The following is a 20,311-nucleotide window of genomic DNA, read 5'->3' as shown; positions in this document are numbered from 1 at the left end:
CAAGACATTCCTTTTCCATAGGCCCTCACCGCAGCAGATGGATGCCGCTCATGAAGGATCTGAGCGGGGTGTTGCTAAGCGTCTCTCCCGATTCATCCGGCAATTCCGGCAGCAGGCAGAAGCCCACGCCTTCTTGCTGGAGATTCAGCAGCACGCCTTGGAATTTGGCTTTGCGAATGAAGGGCTGACTCGGGTTATCGGGATTTTCATCCTCCACCTTGACTGTGCCTGAGAACAGGCCTTTTTGGGCATCAATGGTTAGGTTTTCCAAGGGAGCGGAGAGGCCATCTCCCAGCAGCGTCACACGGTTGTTCGCGAGAAGATGAAAGTGACTGGAGATGTCAGACTCCAGAGTCTGCGGATCACTGAGATAGAAAGCGCCATTGCCCCCAAGCTCCGCCACCGCTTGCATGCCAAAGATGAGATTTCCCCCGACGGGTGGGAGATATTGGCTGCCGTCAACATTGAGAGTCTGGAGGGGGAGGCCCTGGACGTAAGCGCGTTTTTTGCCCGGTTTGCTGAGGCCGGTTTTGTTCCACGTCGTGACGCCAGTCCAGCCCACTAAGCTCCCTGCGATATCCGGGCTGCCATCCATGAAGCCGTGCAGGGCACCGCCTTGCTTGTAAGGCTCTGCATGGAGGTCGATCCGCAGTCCACTTTCGTCCAGGGAGTTCAGGGGACGTCCGAGAATGCCACTGCCCGTGATGGGGGTATCATCGGCCAGGCGTCCGGCCCATTTGACTTGGGCCTGACGATTGATCGTGAGGGTCAGGAAGCCCGCACCAGCGGGGGCATTGTCGTCAGCTTCGAGGTCATCCCGCTTCAGCGCGATATGATGCGTGCCTTCATAGCGGAGGTCTGGGGCGGAGTCCGTAAAGGCGCGCGAACGAGCGATGAAGAGAGCCTCGAAGTCAGTCTCGACATCGGCAAGCACGGTCTCACAGTTCCGCGTGAAAGGATCGTAGTAAACATCGAGCGTGAGTGGGCTCTTCCCCTTGCGTGGGATGGTGATGCCGACCGCCGTGCCTTCATGGGCTGGTCCGGCGGTGCCGGTGAAGCGGTGATCCTTGCCCCGGTAGCGGAGGATGCCGGAGAGGCTGTTTTTCGCCGAGATGGTGAAGCGGACGTGCCCACCGCGATCGAGCGGGTCAGAGCCGTCTGCCTGCCGGGGCACATTCCCCTCATAGTCTCCCGCCTGGAGAGGCGGCAGGATGGTCCAGGTGAAGGTGCTCGGCGCGCCCGTACGGCCTGTCTCTGCATCCCGCACTGTGGTAGTGATGACATAGGGCCGAGGCTGGCCGGTGGCAGGGTTCAGGGGTAGGAGCTTGGTGGGGTTGCCCGTGATGACGCCATTGGCATTCATCGTCAGGCCGGGAGGCAGGCCTTTGATTTGGATACGCCCCTCCACATTCAGTTCCAGGTAATACTCCACAGGCTCACCCAGGTAACTGACCAGGTGCAACTCTGAGGCACGGGCATAGGGGCCGTCTTCCAGGCCGAGTTGGGTGGCGCCATGAATGACTGTCTGCGGGCCGTCCAAGGTGTGAAGTGTCACCTCGCAGTCGTATGAAGCGGCATCTTCTAACTGGAGATCTGACAGTGTCAGCTTCGCGCTCTGGGCACCTTGAATGCGGCCGCTACTGGAGAGGGGGCTGCCATGGCGCCGCCATTGATAGCTGATCCGACTGGCCGGACCGGCCACTTGACAGGTGAGAGTGACGCTCTTGCCCAGCATACCCAGGACATAGTCACTCAGCTCACGCACCACGGCGATATAGGTCGGCGGAGCCTCCGTATAACCGCCGCCATTCACGGCAAAATAACGGTAGGTGCCGGCATGCTTAAACTGCGTTGAGGAAAAGGAGATGTACTCTTCATCCGAGATCTGCTTGTCGTCTTTCATCCAGACCGAAGCTACCCTCCCACCGGGGGTTCCATACATGGGTGGACCGATCATCGAGGAGTCTCCCTCTCGAATCAAGCTTGAGCTCGATTTCAGGCTGCCTATCCCGCCGAAGACTGGCGGATCATTTGGCCCCAGACCCCGACCTTTCAGTTGGAGCTCGAGATCGATACCCTCTCCAGAAATCTCCAGCGAGCCGGTGCGGAGGCCCCTGCGGCTCGGCGTGAAGGTGATCGCCTTCAAACCGACCTGGCCGGGGGCAATGTGACCGACTCCCTCGTAAGGCTCAACGATGGCAAAGTCTTCCGGCGTGAGGCTGGAGGTAGTGATGGACAGGCCATAAAGGGTCTTATAACCCAGATTGCGAAACTCCAGCAACGCCTGCCGGGGGATGCCGAGGCCGTCTGCACCGAAGTCCACGGCCTGCCCTGGCGGTAAAAGCTGGGAGCTTCCATCCGGCAATCTCAGGGCGACTTCGACCTCCGCCTGCAGAGGCAGAGCGTAGAGCTCCACCCCTTCGGCACCTCGCCCGCCGAAGTAAAGGTGCTCATTCATCACTTGGAAGTGCTCTTGACTCCATTCTAACCCATTCCACCCCAGCCCCGCTTTCCCCAGTTCGATGACTGGCCGAGTGCTCACCGGAGTTCCGCTGCTGCGCATCAGGTAGGGAGCCCCATTGAGATTGGAGCAAAAGAAAAACAGTGTATTCTCCTCCGCATGCAGAGGGTTGAATGTCACCCCCTCTTTCACTTCCAAGACCGTCATCTCTACCAACCGCGGAGAGGTCTGGAGACAGCGTAGTTGGGTCACATCGGAGCTGGGGTTGTAGAAAAACACTCGATCCATCGCCGCTCCGGCATATCGGCCGTAGCTCGTGAGCAACGCGGTATTTTGAGGCGTTCCATTGCTGATGTAAATGCCGCCATCCCCCCAAGGACTGAACCAGAACACGTGCACCCCACTGACCGCCAAGCTGTTGAGACTCCTCATGCTCTGCGTGAGGATCTCCGTCGGCTCACCGTTCACGGTCAGGTAGCCGAGGGTGCGACTGCTGTTGCTGTTATGGATGCAGTAATAGATGATGGATTGAGAGGGCTGGAGCACGGTGTTTGCAGGCACGCCCGGTAGCGGAGGACGCACGGCGATGTCGGTCACACCCGTCGTTCCTTCCACTAACTCGACGGTCGGCTCCACCTCTGCGAGGGTGATGCCAGCATCCGCCCCCTGCGTGCGGAAGACGGAGGCACGCCTCAGTGCAGAATCATTTGTCGCGATGAAGTAGAGCCAACCGTCCACAATCGAGAAATCCCGAGGGTTGGCCCCACTCCCCGTGGTCGGGCCTGGGTAGAGCGTCGCATAAACCACGGTGCCCTCCGCCGTGCCATCGCTGCGCCACAGCTCCCACCCTTCGGTGGGGGAAAGCTTCGCCCGGAAATAAACATGATTTCCAAAGGCAATGAGTTCCTCAGGCTTGCTGCTGTCAGTTCCTTCGATGAGGTCTTTCACCAACCGAGTTCCCTCCGCCGTGCCATCGGTGCACCACAGCTCCCGCCCATGGGCACTGTCCTCAGCGGTGAAGTAAATCAGGCCATTCAGTTCCACCATGTCCGCCGGAGCCGAGCCAGTCTCACCGGGCCACACATCGGCGACTAAAACCGTGCCGCCGCCGGTGCCATCGCTGCGCCACAGCTCAGTGCCATGCTGGGCATCCGTTGCGGCGAAGTAGATGTGGCCGTCAATCGTGCGCAGATTCTTGGGGTAAGAACTCGCTGGGCTCTGATCCAGATTGGGGATGATCTGCTCAGTGCCAGCCTCCGTCCCATCCGTCTTCCAAAGCCCCGCCCAGGAATCAACGTTCGGATACATGGCCAGATAGGCATGCCCGTTCAGAGCCAACATCCGGCCCTCCGAGAGATCCCAAAGCCCCCCAGGAAACTCTTGAAGCCACTGCGGCTCGCCCCCCTGAGGGCCGAGCCGACCGAGCTGATAAGAGGGTGCCGCCCCGGCTTTCTCCCGGAGGAAGATGAGCTGATCTCCCACCACGACGAAGTCCCTGAGCTGCTCATCCTCACTGGCGGGCTCATACAAAAACTGCCCCTGGTGGGTTTTCGAATCATAGCTCCATACCGAGGAACGGCTGTCCTCAGGACCTTGATAGATGACATCCAAATGCGAGCCACGGGCCGTGAGACCTAACACTTGCTGAAGCGCTGGCATCCCGACAAAGTCAGCGAGGTTCCGCGTGCCCGCCGGTGTGCCATCTGAGGTCCAGATCTCCAATTGCCCCGAGTTCTCGTTTTCCATCAACATGAAAGCTTGCTTCCCGATCACAGCGAAGGTCTGCAAGACGTCGCCTGAGATCGAGTAGAACAACTCTTTCAGCCTCATCGTGCTGGCCGCTGTGCCTTCGGTTTTCCACAGGTAGCGCCGACCTTCCGCATCGGGAGCTTGGAAATAGATAGTTTTGCCGACCGCCCCTAAAATCAGGCACTCGTCGGTGAAAGGGGCGATGCCTAACGCCTGCACCCGCTTGGTGCCAGACACTGTGCCATCGGAAGCCCAAAGCCCAAGCATGCCATCTGCGGGCTCTCGCACAAAGAAGTAGTAGAAACCCTTCACCGTCATCCAAGACAAGGCTTCATAATTCCCCGACGCTTCGCCATGGCCTGTCTCCAGCACCTTGATCTGGACGGTGCCCTTACTTGTGCCGTCGGTGAACCACAAGGATGTGCGCAGATCATCCGAATCCGCGACGAACATCACGCCATTTTTCATCGGCTGAATGAGGGTGGGATAGCTGGGCTTCTCGCCATAACGCAGGTCCGCCACCAGTCGCGTGCCTGCCTCCGTGCCATCGCTCACCCACAGTTCATCTCCATGCTCCCCATCGTTGGCACGGAAAAACACGCGATTTCCGGATGCCACCAACAGAGCATCTTCAAGCCCGTTTTTACCCTCACGGATGTCTTTGACCCTGTGGGTGCCGCTTCCCGTGCCATCACTCACCCAGAGCTCCCGACCGTGGGCCTGGTCCGTGCCCCACATGAAAAAACGGTTCCCTGCCGCCGTCATCTGCCCGGGAGAGATCCCCTGATAATCACTTCCCTCGTAGATGTTTTTAACCAATTCCGGCTGTGCCGCAGGCACCGCCAGCCTCAGCAAAGCCATCACCGAAATCACTAAAAAACCTAACCGAAAAGGGGTTGTTTTCCTCATTTCTGCGTTATGCCAGAGACTCACCCTCCATGGCGAGTTTTTTGTCATGACAATGTATTTTTTGTTTCGGAAAAAATACAAAAAAGCAGGCTTCACCCGCTGAAGGCCATTCACCTCCTCACGGTTATGAGGTGACGGCTTCAGGCGGGTGAAGCCCAAATTTAGATACACTATGGATGGTGAAACGTGACAGAGCTTTCCCTAAATTCTTACCTCAAACCGAAAAATGACCCCGCTAGGAGCGCCTGGCGTGAGAAGAACGATATTTCATGTCAGCTCTAACCTACAACGCAATCCGAAAACACTTCTAAGCATGCGTAAAACCTTGGTTTTCATGCAGCCAATCCTGTGTTCCCCTCAGGCTGCTATCTTGCATTTTTCCTGACCTGACCCTATATCATCTCTGGCCACTGCTGGCCGTGTCGGCAGTGCAGCTCCTCCGAAACGCGCCCCCGGTGGCGTAAGCAGGATGCGGGTGGCACGGCCCCAAAAACAATCGAGACGTCATGAACACCGACCTAACTGCAAGTGCACCTACGACGGCATCGAGCCCCTCGGTCACCCCAGGTGCCTGGCCCCACGTGCTGGCCTGCCTCATGCCGCTGACCCTGTTCATACCAGCGGCCCTCGGCATCGCTTACGGAGGTCTGTGGATGGCCCTCACCCCCGCCTGCATGCTGCTGGGCGTGCCCTTACTGGATACGCTGACCGGCTGGCAGGACAGCGGTCACTTCCGCAAGGAAGACTTCCAGCCTTTTCAGGTGGCGCTGCTGCGCTGGAACACCCGCCTCTATGCCCTGCTCTACATGGCCACCGTGCTGTGGGCCCTGTGGCATCTGAAGACCTACACACCGCTGGAGATCGGCCTCATGCTCGCAACGAGCAGTTTGTTAGGGAGCATCGCCTTCGCCGCCGCGCATGAGCTGCTGCACTGTAAAGATGGGCTGGACCAAGCCATCCAACGGGTGCTCACCAGCTTCCTGTTTTACCCCCATTACAAGCTCATCCACATCCGCAGCCATCACATCCATGCCGGTACCGAGCATGATGAAAACACGGCCTGGCTGAATGAAAGCATCTACAGCTATCTCGCCCGCACCATCCCCGGCAGTGCCGTGCGCTCCTGGCAGCTGGAGGCCCGCCTGCTGCGTAGCAAAGGGGCGGCCAGTGGCCCCGCCCACATCCTGCGCAATCAAATGACCGTCTATGCCATCGGTCAGGTGGCCCTGCTGCTGGCTCTGATCCTCCTCACCGGTCCCATGGGCCTGCTGTTTTACCTCGGCCACATCGTCGGTGCCCATGTCATGCTGGAGTGTGTGAACTACATCCAGCACTACGGTCTGCTGCGCCAGAAGCGGAATGGCGAGTATGAGAAGACCGGCCCGGAGCACTCCTGGGACTCCTACCACTACTTCTCCAGCTACCTCACCTTCCGCGTCGGCCATCACTCGCACCACCACATCGCCGTGCAGCCGTATTATTTGTTAGAAACCGAACCCCAAGCCCCCAAGCTGCCCGTGGGTTACTTCTGGACCATCACCATGGTGCTGCTGCCCCCCTGGTGGAAGCATGTGGCGAATCGGCGGCTGGGCGTGAATGACACCCCAACTCCGGCAGCGGCGTGAGGTGAAAGAGAATCAAAATCTTGTCACCACCGTGCAAATAGCACTCAGAGTCACCTTATTTTCTGATTAAGAAATAATCATCAATGGAATTGTCACTCTGGGAGATTTCATGCATAGATGGCTACACTCACGCCTATGCCCCCCTTTTGTGCACATAGCCCTGACTTTTCCCTAACCCTCACACACCGTCGAGGCCTATGCGGCTGGCTCACCGGCGTCGGTTTAGCCCTCGCTGTGGCGACGGGGATGCAGGCGCAAACAGCGGAATTAACGCCCATGGGGACGTTGACCCCGGGAGGATCCCCGGCTTCTGCCGTGCAGATCGTGGGCACGCCGGAGAATCCCGTCATCATCGGCAGTTTCAACAGCGGTGGTTTGGCCCAATGGACGCCGGAAAATGGCTGGCAAGTCATCACCACTCAGTTCAATGGCTTGGGGGATGTTTCGGCGGATGGCTCCAAACTGATCGCCTTTAAAAACAACGGCCCTAGCGATCCCCCAACGACCCTGCTTGACCGTCCGACGGGCCAGCCCGTGGACGTGCCTCCCTATCCCGTGCCGGAGGGGCATGAGGTGATTGAGTTCACGCCCGATCTCTTTTATGGGAATTCCAGTCTGGTGGGTCGGGTCTATTATCGCCCCATCGGCAGCTACACAGGCGGCGGCTCCCGCACCTTCCGCTTGGACCTAGACACGGGGAACTATGTGACCTTACCGATCGTTTCAGAGACCGGTAATGCGCTGGGGCGGATCCAGGCCGTCAGTAAGGAGACGGGCCGCTTGGTTTTCCATACCGGCCATATCCAGAGCCCGCCGCGCATCGTCCTGCTGGATGTCGATGGTTCCCAAAAGGAGGTGATCTGGAACGACCTCAGCACGAGCGAGTTTCCTATCCGCGAGTATTGCATCTCCCCCAATGGCCGGTGGCTCACCTGCACCAGCCGTCCCTTGGGCGAGATTCCCCTGCTGAATGCCCCCACCACGATCCAACGCTGGGAGGTGGACAGCACGCCGGTGGGCTACCGTCGGTTAGGCCAACCCTACGGGGGTTCAGATGCTACAAGCTGGAGAAATGTCTCAGCGATCCAGAACCAGGGCGCAGCCTACGGACAGACTTACGGCTTCCCAGCCCCGGGTGAAAACCGGTTCCAGCAAACCTGCGTGTGGCATGCGACGGAGGCAGACAGTCCCCGAGTCGAGCTTCGTGAAGCGCTGGAAGAGCACTACGGACTCAGTCTGCCCAACTGGAGATTTTTGTCGGTGACCTGCATCAGCGCCGATGGCCGCCGAATCATCGTGAGAGGAGTCTTCAACGGCGTGACTCAACAGGCGCTGGTGACCCTCTCCACCCCTCTGCCAGAACCTACAGAACCCGCACAACCCCAGCTCTGGGCGAGCACGGGCAGAGCGGACAGCCGCACGTCGTTGGATCTGACCTATGCCTCCACCGCCCTGGGAACCAGCAACCGCCAGGGCATCCGTCTGAACAATACGGGGGATGCTCCATTACAAATCATGGACGTAGAGATCACGGGGGAACATGCCTCTGAGTTCTCCTACTCCGGTTTGAATGAATCTGGCTTCATCGCTGTGGGAGAGGCCGCTTCCCTGTCGATCCACTTTACTCCCCAAAGCCCCGGCACCAAAACGGCGGTACTGAAGTTTTCCACCAATGATCCGCTCGCTCCAGAATTCACGGTCAATCTGGCTGCGGAAGGTCCTTCCCCCATTCTTTACTTCCGTCCGCTAAAGAACGCCGACGGCACCTCCGTCAGCTTCGACGCGGCTGTGGGGCGGAGTGTAGAGGCGAGCCTCCTTCTGCGAAACAATGGCAACCAAGAAGCCGTGGGCCTGGCCTTGGAGATCGCGGATATCGACCTGCCAGGCTTGGAGATCGTGACGCCGATTCCCGAAACCCTGGCTGTGGGAGAAAGCCTCACGGTGACGTTGCGCTTCACGGGCACGGAAGCAGGTGAAGACGAGGGACGGATCACCTTGCGCTACGACCACCCCGTCGCCCAGCCCACGTCCCTTCAATTGAACCTGAAGGCATCGACACCCGCCGTCCTCACGGTCAAAGATGCGAACGGTCATGGGCTCCCGTCCGGCACAGGGGTGATTGATTTCGGCACGGTCACCGTGACTCCCGGTTCCAGCATCGTGCAGAGTTATTCGGTCCAGGTGGTCAGCAGCGAATTTGTGGGGCTCACCGCCACCATCCAAGGTGCGGACCAATCCAGTTTCCGCTTAGAATCCTCCCAGCAGATCACCTTTGATCCCGACTATGCTAGACAGCTCCATGCTCAATTGGTCATCGATAACCCCGCCCGTCTGGCTGAACCCTATGTGGTGAATCTGACCGGCCTGGGGGTCCTGATCAAAGCTCCTGAATTCTATACCGTGCCCGCTACTGAAGCGAACACACCCGACCTCGGCTATGCCAGCTTTCGCCTGCTGGGCACCCTGCCGATGAGCTACCGTGTCATCCGCAATGGGGATGCCGGATTAGGCACCTGGCAGACCGCAAGCGTGGCCAATCGTGTGAATCTGAGGCTGTCGTTCCCCCATGATGGCTACAACGATCTCCAAATCGAAGTCAAAAACGACTTTGGCACCGTCAAGAGCCCCGTTTTCCGCAGGCTTTCCCTCACTCTTCCCCCTGTGGAAAACCGATTTGCAGGGGTTGACCTCGACTACACACTCTCCCCGGCCTACCGCACGACTCCCGGCATCGAGTTTCACTGGTTTAAAGATGGCGAACCTCTCGTTCAGGACACCGTCGTGACCCCTAGTGTCGAATCTAGAATCTACTTCCGTAAGCCACGTGTCTCAGACTCCGGGCGCTACAGCTGTGTGCTCAAGGTCTCGAGCCCCTACGCGGGCCCGGACAGCTTGATCGGTAGTCGAGACATCAAGTTCCTCGGTGCGCCGGAGGTGGTGCCCTTTTCACTGCGCCCCGCGCGGGCTCTAGAGCCCATTCAGTTCATCCTCAGAGCCAGTGATGATCGCCTGATGGACACGAGTTTCATCGTGACGGGTCTGCCTGCCGGACTCCGTGTCTATAGCGGCGGCGTGGTGGAAGGCCAGATCTCCGCCAAAGCTGCGCTGAAGGAAGCCCGGGAATACACCGTCACCGTGCGGGCGAAGAACTCCCGAGGCACTGGCAGCCCTTACCAAGTCATTTGGCGGATCGAGCCTTTCCAGGAGGATGTCGCCGGCACCTTCCATGGCACGTTGAGCCGCCACGGCTATTTGGATGATGATCGCCAGCTGGGTGGCAGCGTGACGCTGACCCTGAACAACGCCGGGACCTTCAGCGGCCGTTTCCTCATCGCAGGCAGCCCCGTCAGCGTGAAGGGTGCCTACGCCAGCCCACCCCTCACTGGCGGCCCCACGAGCTATGATCCGCCTCTGCCCGAAGGCATGACGGTGCCAGCCCCTGATGCGCCGACCTTGATCGGCGGTGAGGCCGCTCCTTTTCGAGCGAATGGTCGCACCTATTATTTCACCTTTGGTCTCGATGGCCCCCTCTTGGCTGGCAGCTTCGGCTCGACGAACGTCACCGGCTATCGCCAAGAGGCGGCTCCGGCAAACCTGGTGGATGGCAAGAAGGCCGGAAGATATCACTTCCAGTTAGGCATCGAAGCCGATGAAGAGGAGCCCTCCGAGGTAGCTCTGCCTGAAGGTCAAGGTTTTACCACACTGACCGTGAACCCCTCCGGCGTGGTGAGCTGGGCAGGCAAGCTACCGGAGGGCACCGCCTTCACCGGACGCAGTGGCATGGCCCACCTTCAGCTCGATGGGCAGCCCGAAAGTTGGATCATCCCCATGCATCAGACGATTTATGCCAAGCAGGGTTCTGTGCAGGGGCACTTCGCCTTTCAAGCCGAAAACCCCGTGGGCGAAGCCCTGCTCGACTGGAACAAAACCCTCGGCAAAAAAGCCGATCGACTCTACCCTAGCCTTCCGCTCACCGTGCTGAAAGGTGAAGGCAGCCGTTACCAGGTGATCAAGGGCGAGCCCCTGCTGGGAGGTGCCTTCCACTTCGACGAGGAGTCCAACCTCGCCGATGGGCAACTGCGACTCCAGTCCTCCACCCTGCTGGAAGATCTGGACCTCTCCTTCACCCTCACCACGAAAGGCAAGAGCACTCTGGCCACCCCCGCTCCGCTCAGCCGCCCGAGCCTGAAGCTAACCAGCAGCACCGGTCTCTTCAGCCTGAGCAGCCGCCTGACTCAGGCCGAGACGGCCGACCGTGCCACCAGTGGCCAAGCCCTGTGGATTCCGCACCTGGAAAAAGCCGCCGGTTACTTCACCCTACCGGAGGTGCCTGATGCCGAGGCCACCCCACCCACCACCAGCAAGACGGCCCCCATCCGCGCAGGGCTGCTGGAGGTGCAGCCGATGCAGGAGCGGTGACGGAGAGCGTGAGGTTGACTCAGCGGTTCTAGCTGGAGAAAAAGAAAATCTGCCCCGACGGTAACATCGCGCCGGGGAATCCGCAGTGAGGGGAGGACAGGTCATGCCGACCCGTCCTCACCACATTCACTGCCATGAAGCTCTCCCACCTGCGCCTCTCACTCCTCAGTCTCGGTTTCCTGCTGCCCGGGCTCACCCAATGCACCACGCCCGGCACCGTCAGCACCCGCACGGGCAATGTCGCCGCGACAGGCGGCAGCTTCGCCAGCGGGCTCGGCAGTTTTGCTGAGACGATCCTGGATATCCCCATGACCATCCTCTCCATCCCGGCAGATATCTTGGGAGATGCTGGCACCATGGGGGCCGTCGCCCAGGCCGCGAGTTCGTATAACGATAGTTACGCCTCTTCCTCCTACGGCAGCGGCTCCAGCTATTCAGGCTATGCAGGGTCGAGCTATGGAAATACCGGCTCCACCTACGGTAGTGGCTCCAGTTACGGCTCATCATCCTCACCCAGATATGCCAGCGCCTCCAGCTCTGAAACCACGTATACGGGGGTCAATAAGCGCCTGCTCGGCACGGGAGCGGATGCGCCGGATGAAGCTCATCCTCAAAGCCAAGCCGACGATGACAATGGATACGAAGAAGGGTTGCGTCAGTTTCGTCTCACCCAGCAAAGAAAAGTCGAGGCTTACAAGCAAGCCGCTGCAGCCCCCAAGAAAGCTCCGGAACCCACCCTAGTCTCCAAGCCAGAGCCCACCGGATTTTCGGGCTACAGCAATGGCTACTTCTACGAGAATGGGAAGGTCGTCGGAATAGGGGGCTATGATGAGAAAACTAAAAAGGGCTGGCTGGCGCGGTAATCAAGCAAACGGAGGAGGCACCGAGCCCACAAAGGGGACTGAAATTGCCCCGTAGTTGGATTCGCTAAAAACACAGCGAATAGCAAATGCTGCTTGGCAGGGCAGGCAGACCCTGATAAAGACATTCCCTGCGTAGCCTGATCATCCCGCGTAGTCGGATCAGTAGACTATTTCACCTCCTTCTCTCGTTTATGAAGACCTACTCACCGGCCCTGGAACCTTTGGAAAAACGTCTCGCCCCGGCAGGGGTTGCTGTCTCCTTCACCGGTGGCGCGCTCAAGATCACAGGCACGGATGCCGATGATTTCGTCATGGTGGAAAAGACCACCGATGGCTTTACCATCAGTGTGGCCAACGGCTCAATGATCAGCTTGAATGGCGGCGCAGAGCAGGAATCCGTGCAAGTCACCGGCGCCATTACCAAGGGCGTGCAGGTGGATCTCAAAGGCGGTAACGACACCCTTTCATGGGATGAAGTGGACCTGCAGGGGAACATGACGGTGGCCATGGGCGCGGGTGACAACGAGACGAACCTGACTGACACGGTCATCTCTGGGAACCTGAGCGTCACCGGCCTGGAAGGCAAGGATAGCGTCAGCCTGCAAAGCCTGATGGAAGTGACTGGCACCACCGCCCTGAATCTGGGGGACGGCACCAACTTTCTCGCGAGCTATGCGGAGACCTCTTTCGGTAAAGGCTTAACCTACATCGGCGGCAGCGGGCTTGATGCCGTCTGGCTCACGGGCTCTTCCGTGCGCATCGGCGGTTTATTCGATGCCAAAATGGGCGCTGGAGACAGCGATATTACCATCGACGCCACCACCTCCTTGTTGAAGGGTGTCAACGTCCTCACGCTCGACCACTCAGGAGCGGCAGAGAGCGCAGACTTCTCATTGCTGAGCCCTCAGGCGAATATCTTGGGTCCAGTCACCATCAAGAACGGTCTGGGCCCGAGCACCACGAGCATCCAGACGGACTTGCTCAGCGCGGGTAAAATCAGCATCACCAACCAAGGTGGTGGGCTGCAGAACAACTCCATCAGTGTCTCGACGGATGGGGTGATCAATGGTGGCCTCACCATTCTCAATGGCTCAGGTTTCCAGACCAATTTCCTTTCAGGCTCTCTGAAAGTGGTGGGTAATGTGTCTGTGACCAATGCTGCTATCACGGTGGCGAATCAGACCGTCAGCACCTTGATCGCGGGTTCTGGCATGGAAATCACCGGTAACCTCAGTGTGATCAACAAGACCGCCGGTGTCACCAACATCAGCGGCTACAGCCTTGAGGTGACCAAAGGGATCACGATCACCAACGGAGACCTCTTTAAAGACAGCGCCAACTCGGGCACCGTGTTTGGGATCGCTCGCCTGAGTGCCAGTAGCTTGACGATCAAGAATGGCGTCGGCAGTTACACCAACCAACTGAATGGTGGTTATTACCAGATCGCAGGAAACTTCACGATCATCAACGGTGCCAATGTGGACGGGTCCGTCCTCACCTCCCTGAGTGTGGGGAGTATAGACGTGGGAGGTGCCTTCAGCATCACCAACGCAGGTGGAGGGACTCAGGTCAACCAAATGGCAGGAAGCAGTCTCCACGCCAGCAGTTTAAAAATCGTCAATGGCCATGCAGCAGACACCTTTGTGATGGGCACGTATCTGAGCATCAGCCAGATCAATCTGGACAAGGATCTCACCATCACAACGGGCAATGGTAAGAGTGAGGTGAGGGTGACCGGTTCCAGCTTCGACATCGGTGGTAAAGTCTCGATCGTCACGGGCAACGCTAGCGACGGACTACGCAACACGGTCAGCCTCGGAGGCAATTTCGTCTCCGTTGGAGGCAGCCTGAATATCACGAATGGCAATGGCCTCTTTGACACCGAAATCATCATGAACAGCCTTAACGCCAAAGGTGCGGTGACGATCAATGGCGGCTCAGTGGCTACGGGTATCAATAGTTACGCCATCGGAGTATCCTCACTCACAGCCGGCCCACTCTCCATCACCAGCAAGGGAGGCGACACTAGGACCGCCTTTGAAGGTAACAATTTCCTCATCCGAGGAGCCCTCACCATCACTCATGGTGAAGGCACGAAGAATGTGAGCCTGGACGTGGGCACCCTGCGCACGGGAGGTAACTTCGCTCTGAATCTCGGCAAAGGCCAAAGCACCACCGCCATCGAAATCGGCTTCGGCGGGATGAACGTCGGAGGTGCCTTCCTCTTGAATGCCCTCGAAGGCAACGACACCTTCGGAATGTTAAGCGAAGGAAACATCAGTAAAGGCATGACCTTCAAATTCGGGGCAGGCTCAGTGGACGCGACCCTCCAAGCGCAGGAACTGATGCTGGGCAGCCTCAACATCACCCATACCACGGAGCAGAATACCAACTTCGAAATCTCTGGTGTGCGCGTCAATGGAGCCAGCACCATCACGGGCAGTAAGGGCGGAGATGACGTCCTGATCAAAAGCTCCACCTTCCGCGGAGCCCTGAAAATCGACCTCAAAGAAGAGGCCGATACCCTCGAAATGAACGGCAACACTTACCTGAATGCCGTCAATCTTCTCACTGGGGCCGGAGCAGACACCGTGAAGTTGGCCGTCTCGGCGGCGTCCACTCCCGCCAACAGCTTCTCCCGGTCGGTGCTCGTGGATCTCGGCGCTGACGATAACACCCTGAAGATGGGCATCTACACCGACTCTTCCCCCATCAACCTCTTCCACAACACCGTGAAGATCATCAGCGGCACCGGCACCACCAGCCGTGAGCTCGGCAGCAACGTCTTCTATCATAGCGATCCGCAGTTTGTCGGCACCTTCGCCGACCTGCCCGTCCCTCCGTGAGCCTCGGCTCTCTCGACACCTCAGTGGGCCTCCCTCAGCAGGTAGGCCTGTTCATCCTCAGCCAGCCCGCTCACCTCACCGTGAGCGGGCTTTTTGTTAGGCCCAGACCAGCTTACCTCTTCTGTCGACATGCATGATCACCTCCTCATCGATTGGATTTGTCACACTTGCAGCCAGACCGGCTAATCCCGCCTTGACCCGTTAACCCAGGCGGCAACACAGTCCCGAGTCGTCTCCGCCTCCCCCATCCCTTTCCCAGCCATGCCCACCACCTACGAACCGCAAGACACACCCTACGTCGTGGGGGACCAACTCACCCCCACCGTCAAGGCCGACTCCGGCATGGCCGGCCTGCAAGCCAGCGAGGTCTTCCACGTCACCTCCAACCAAGCCATCGGCTCTCATGGTGAAGGAGATGCTTTTGCCAAGCGCAGCTTTGGCACCAGCGCCTCCAACCTCCGCCAGCAGATCGCCAGTGCCGGGAGCCCTGAAGCGGCCGAACAGCTCAAAACCAAGCTGGAAGACCGCCTGGGCAAAGACCTCCAGAATGCCGGCAATGCAGCCCCGCTTTTCTTCACCGCGCAGCAGACCGATCAGATCACCAAAAACATCGATCCCCAAAAAGTCGATGTCGTGCCCGACTACGGAGTGCTCACCCCCAAGCTGGCCACCCTGAACAACCGCGCCGTCATCTGCTCCCAGATCGACAAGGCCCTCGACCTCAATATCCTCTCTGAGGAAAAACACGGCCTCTCTGCCGAGGGGCAGCCCCTCAGCATCAGTGGCCGCGCCCCTGGTGTCGCCGTGCTACAGCGCCCGGAAAGCCTGATGGATATGGAAAAGGTGCTGGACGTGAAATACGACCGCCCGGAGATCCAGCGCGGCCTCTCCGACCTCGAAGCCCTGGACTACATCACCGGCCAGATCGACCGCCACGCAGGTAACATCTTCGTCGATCCCCAGACTGGGAAAGTCACCGGCATCGATAATGACCTCGCCCTGCCTGAAGTCAGCCGTGCCGAGATGCTGAAGGACAACATGCTGGCCACCAAAGCCGTGCGGAATCCCCCGCTCTACATGCATGAAGAGACCGCCGCCAAAATCGAGGCCATGACGCCCGAGGCCCTGGGGGATGCCATGCGCCAGGCCAATGACCTCTGCCCAGATCCTGCAGGCAAAATCTCTGAAACCGCCATCGAGGGAGCCCAGCAGCGGCTGGTGGAAATGCAGGGCCACATCCAGACCATGCGTCAGGAGGGCCGCATCGTCCCAGAATTTGACAAAAACACCTTTGAAAAAACCCTCCAACACCAGCAGGGCGTCATTGATCAAGACATCGCCCAAAAACGCGCCAACACCCCGGTCGCTTATCGCCAGGAAGGTGCCCACACGACCAATGAACTGAATGGAGCCCCCCGCACCTCCTACCTCGGCAGCGTCGCCATCGAGCAGCAAAAGACCGACCTCATGAACGCCCGCTATCAGCAGCGCGAGGTCATCACCGGGCCGGAGAAAACCCAGCTCGTGCCCACCCCGCTGGAGCAATACCAGATCGAAAAAACCGCCCTCAAAGAAAAATTCCGCACCGACCCGAGCACCCACGAATATCCCAACGTAGCACAGGCAGGCGTGCCAGACGCGATCGCCAAGCACGAAGCCGCCGAAAACAGAGTGCAGCAAGCCCGCCAACAGCTCGCCGAGGTCCAGAACCCGCAACAAGGCGCGGGCGGCTGGGCCCGAGCCTCATCCCCGGCGGCCATTGAACGCGCCCAAAAAGAACTCGCCGATGCCCTCAAGGAAAAAGTGCAAACCGGCAAAGCCCTGGATGCCGCCCTGGAAAAGTCGGTGGAGTCCCTCAAGCCCCAGATCGAGCAAAACGCCGTGGCTTCCCACAAGGCCAATCTCCAAGCCAGCACTGTGAAGCTCGCCAATGAATACGGCGCTCAAAAAATCGAACGCCATGAAACCAAAAAAGAACTGCGCGAGGTGGAGGATCGATTGAAATTCCTTCCCAAGAACGAGCGAAACGAAGCTCTTCGAGAGCAGCTCGAACACCAACGCGGTCAAATGCAGGCGGATCTAAAGAAGATCGAAGCCAAGCTCGACAAAACCAAAGATAAACTCATCGACAACCATCAGCAACTGGGGGAACCCATACCCTCATACCTCCAGAGCACCGGAGACAGCTGGAAAACCGAAGTCAAACAGGGACGCTCCCAAAACGCAGGACAAAACATCCTCAACAACCAGAGCAACGCCAACCAGCACAACGAGCCCAAAGTCGCCCCCGGCAGCCACCGCCCCAAACTTTAACCTCCGACTTCCCCTCCCCCGCTCTGTCTTGACACCCCACGCGCTTCATCATAAGGAAAACACCGCCGGTTAGTTCCATCCTTCATTCACTCCCGATTCCCCATGACCTACCACATCGCGCGCGACGGCCAACAGCAAGGCACCTACTCCGAACACGAAGTCCAAAACAGCCTCAACAGCGGCCGCTTCCTGCCCTCTGACCTGTGCTGGGCCGAGGGCATGGCCGAGTGGAAACCCATCGGTGCCGTCTTTACCCAGCCGGCCCCCGTGGCCGTCGCCGCCGCAGCCCCCGCACCGCTCTTCACCCCCCCCCGCCAGCGCCAATCCCTACGCCCCGCCGAGCTCCGACATCCGCACGAATTTTGCCTCCCGCCTGCCCTTGGCCAGCCTCGGTCAGCGCTTCGGTGCCGCCATGCTGGATGGCCTCATCGCCCTCGTCCTGGCCGTCCCCGCCCTCATCGCCATGCCGATGCTGGAGACTGTCGAGAGCGGTGATGTGGAAACCGTCCCGCCCCTCGCCATGGGCCTCATCGGCTTTACCGGCTTTCTTTTCGTCCTGCTCATGATTTACACCATCTACCTCCTCAGCGTGAAGGGGCAGACCCTGGGTAAAAAGATGCTCGGCATCCGCATCGTCAATAACCTGGACGATAGCAACGCCGGCTTCGTCCGCGCCTTCCTGCTGCGCGGCATCGTCAATGCCATCCCCGGGGCCATCATCCCCTTCTACGGCCTCATTGATGTGTGCTTCATCTTCGGAGCCGAGCGCCGCTGCATCCACGACTTCATCGCCGGCACCCGCGTGATCCAGGGTTAACTCCCTCTCACCCCTCGCCTCAGCCCCTCGTGTGCACCCTGCACCGAGGGGTTTTTCTTTTGGTTAAACCCTACTGACGCCATCGCGGAGCGTCCCGGAGTGCGGTGGCAGAGAGACAAGGCACAAGCCCTTGTCTCGCCGACACCGCTCTGGGTCGAAGCGAAATAACCGAGGAGGTAAAACCCACGTCTTGAGTCCTCCCTCAACCAATATCAACACTTCCCGTTAGGCCAGAATCAATCACTTCTCTCGCCCCCACCAGAGCGGTGTCGCGCTTCATCGCTTGCCACCGCACTCCGGGACGCTGCCGCGTCTGCGATGGTGCATCCCTTCGGGCCTCAGTTTTCCAAAAATCAAGAGGGCTTGATCAAGGTGCACTGAACCGCCGTTTGCAGACCTCGATCTGGACAAACTTGTAGCGATGTTCACCTTGATCTCCCCTTGCCCCCAGTCCCTCAGATTTTCCCCGGATTTCTCGGGATGTTCGGCTTCGGGGTCTTGATTTCCATGCGGGCATCATCGGCCACGGCGCCTCGCTGGGACTTGGCGCGCTCGGCGGCCATTTCCTCGCGCAGATGACGCGGCGCTTCTTTCGCGGCGACGTCCTGCACGGGGTGATGCCCCTCAGGATGGTGCTTGGCGATGTCAGCCACCGCCACATCATCACGCAAGCGCTTCACCACCGGGGCACCATCCACGCCGTTCGGGGCGGCTTTCAATTTCTCAGCCTGGGCCTGCTGGTGCTGGGCCTCACTTTGGCGATTCATCAGGTGGTGGCTTTCTTTCACCATCTCCTCCGCCTGGAGCTGGAGATTCACCTGCTGCTGCCGGGCCTGCTGGATCACCTCATCCCGCCCCTTGACCAGGAAGTTGACCCGATCTTTGAGCGACGGTTTGTTCTCCAGTCGGTCCAGCTTGGCATTCGCCTGGTCCAGCGCGACCTTCAGCGGGCCAGCCTGCTGATTCATGGCGGCCAGACGCAGGGGGGCGGAGTGAAGCTCGGCCTTAGCGACGAGCTCGGGGCCGTTCACTCTCTGCAGTTCAGCTCCCATGGCCTCCAGAGAGGCACGGCTATGGATGTGCTGCAGCTCCCGGCCATTCACCTGCTCATAGCACTGCTCTGTGGCCTGACGTAGGACAGCTTCATTTTGACTCAGGTAATCCATCCCTTTCGCCGCGCCGAGGATGAGATTCGCGGCAAAGCGTCTTTTGTCCTCCATGGAGATGAATTCCTCCACCACGGCCTCATCGCCAGGCTCGAACATATGAACCTCCGCCATCGGCTGCACGAAGGCCTGCATGGCCGGGGTCAGCGCCGTGGGTCTCCCCTCGGCCATGCGCTGCACCGCTTCCTCAAAGCTGGCCTCGTCTTTCAGCGAGCGCTCGAGGAAGTTATTCAGCCGCTTGATGGACTTCTCCGCCTCCGGTTCCGAAAAGATGATCCCCGCCTCCGCTTGAGGATTGTCAGGATCGAACTGCATGCCGGGGGAGAAGTCGATGGCTGAGAGCTGACCGGTCTCGGTGTCAAACATCAAGTTAGCCGCGTTGTTCTTGAAGTTCGTTTCGATCAGGCCCAGGTGATCGTTCATGCCCATGGCGGTGAAGACCGGCAGAGACTTGCCGAGAGCCTGGGGAAAGGCATCCGACTGCACGAGCGCCACGCGGTCCGCCAGCGGCATCTTATTGATCTGCTGCCCCTGGGCGAATTCCATCTTCACCACCACGGCCTGCCCCTGCTCCACGTTTTTCAATTGATCGATCTGGCCCTCCACACGCACCGGATCATGCACGCCGCCCTCGCGTAGGTTCTCCAATCGATTCGTGAGCTGGCGTGCCAGCTCCGGCTCCTGAGCCAGATCGGCCGCCGAGATCAAGGTGACCCGCGGCGCTGCAAAAGGAGCTTCCCCTGTGGCCTCCCCGAAGAAGGCCTCCATCATTTGCGCGTTCTTGCTCACGCCATTGGCCACGAAGGACTTCTCCACCTTGATCGCAGCCCCCCCGGTCGGTTCATTTGCAGACCGCACCAGCATCGCGCCATTGGCCCCATCTTTGGAGAAGGCCCACTGGGCCTGATCATCCGCCAGCAGATCCGCCAGGGGCAACTGCGCTGGCTCAGGCATCTGAGGCGGCGGGGCCGCACGCATGATCATGTCCAGCTCAGCAGAGCGTAATTGAAGGGACTCGACGACGTCAGAATCAGGCATAACAAAAAATCCAATAAATCAAGAAACGGCAGAGACAACCGCGTGCCGCCTAACCCCTGGACAGGCCATGAGCAAACCCGCACGCTGTTCCTCAACTACACCCTC

The 20,311-nt window shown here is 59.2% G+C and carries 8 protein-coding genes and 1 pseudogene; 7 read left to right on the top strand and 2 right to left on the bottom strand.

The window, feature by feature from the left end:
- Positions 1-25: 25 nt before the first annotated feature.
- Positions 26-5,119 (bottom strand): ELWxxDGT repeat protein, encoded by a 5,094-nt coding sequence (locus B5D61_RS11205; RefSeq protein ID WP_176159364.1) that lies wholly within the window; start codon positions 5,117-5,119, stop codon positions 26-28.
- A 506-nt stretch (positions 5,120-5,625) separates the two neighbouring features.
- Between B5D61_RS11205 and B5D61_RS11200 the strand changes: the two genes are divergently transcribed.
- The 7 genes and pseudogenes from B5D61_RS11200 (at position 5,626) to B5D61_RS11170 (ending at position 18,002) form a co-directional block, all read left to right on the top strand.
- The gene (locus tag B5D61_RS11200) at positions 5,626-6,744 is read left to right on the top strand and encodes a fatty acid desaturase (protein ID WP_078813480.1); all 1,119 of its coding nucleotides are present in this window, start codon (positions 5,626-5,628) and stop codon (positions 6,742-6,744) included.
- A gap of 135 nt (positions 6,745-6,879) precedes the next feature.
- Positions 6,880-11,163, top strand: a complete 4,284-nt coding sequence (locus B5D61_RS11195; RefSeq protein WP_176159363.1) for a choice-of-anchor D domain-containing protein — start codon at positions 6,880-6,882, stop codon at positions 11,161-11,163.
- A 134-nt stretch (positions 11,164-11,297) separates the two neighbouring features.
- Entirely contained in the window at positions 11,298-12,026 is a 729-nt protein-coding gene (locus B5D61_RS26280; protein ID WP_078813478.1) for a hypothetical protein, read from the top strand.
- A 191-nt stretch (positions 12,027-12,217) separates the two neighbouring features.
- Positions 12,218-14,872: a beta strand repeat-containing protein gene (locus tag B5D61_RS11185; RefSeq protein ID WP_078813477.1), complete on the top strand. Its 2,655-nt coding sequence runs from the start codon at positions 12,218-12,220 to the stop codon at positions 14,870-14,872.
- Between the two features lie 261 nt (positions 14,873-15,133).
- Positions 15,134-17,185 (top strand): hypothetical protein, encoded by a 2,052-nt coding sequence (locus tag B5D61_RS11180; RefSeq protein ID WP_078813476.1) that lies wholly within the window; start codon positions 15,134-15,136, stop codon positions 17,183-17,185.
- Between the two features lie 102 nt (positions 17,186-17,287).
- A pseudogene (locus B5D61_RS27200) lies at positions 17,288-17,374 on the top strand (hypothetical protein); the annotation flags it as partial.
- A gap of 52 nt (positions 17,375-17,426) precedes the next feature.
- Positions 17,427-18,002, top strand: coding sequence for an RDD family protein (locus B5D61_RS11170; protein ID WP_245846525.1), 576 nt, complete (start codon positions 17,427-17,429; stop codon positions 18,000-18,002).
- 455 nt (positions 18,003-18,457) lie between these two features.
- On the opposite strand, the gene B5D61_RS11165 is transcribed toward B5D61_RS11170, so the two are convergent.
- A complete protein-coding gene (locus B5D61_RS11165; protein WP_078813473.1) occupies positions 18,458-20,206 on the bottom strand; it encodes a hypothetical protein in 1,749 nt (582 codons plus the stop codon).
- Positions 20,207-20,311 lie beyond the last annotated feature (105 nt).

It is taken from the genome of Prosthecobacter debontii (assembly GCF_900167535.1).
In the GTDB taxonomy this organism is placed as follows: domain Bacteria; phylum Verrucomicrobiota; class Verrucomicrobiia; order Verrucomicrobiales; family Verrucomicrobiaceae; genus Prosthecobacter; species Prosthecobacter debontii.
This window is presented reverse-complemented; position numbering and strand designations above follow the sequence as displayed.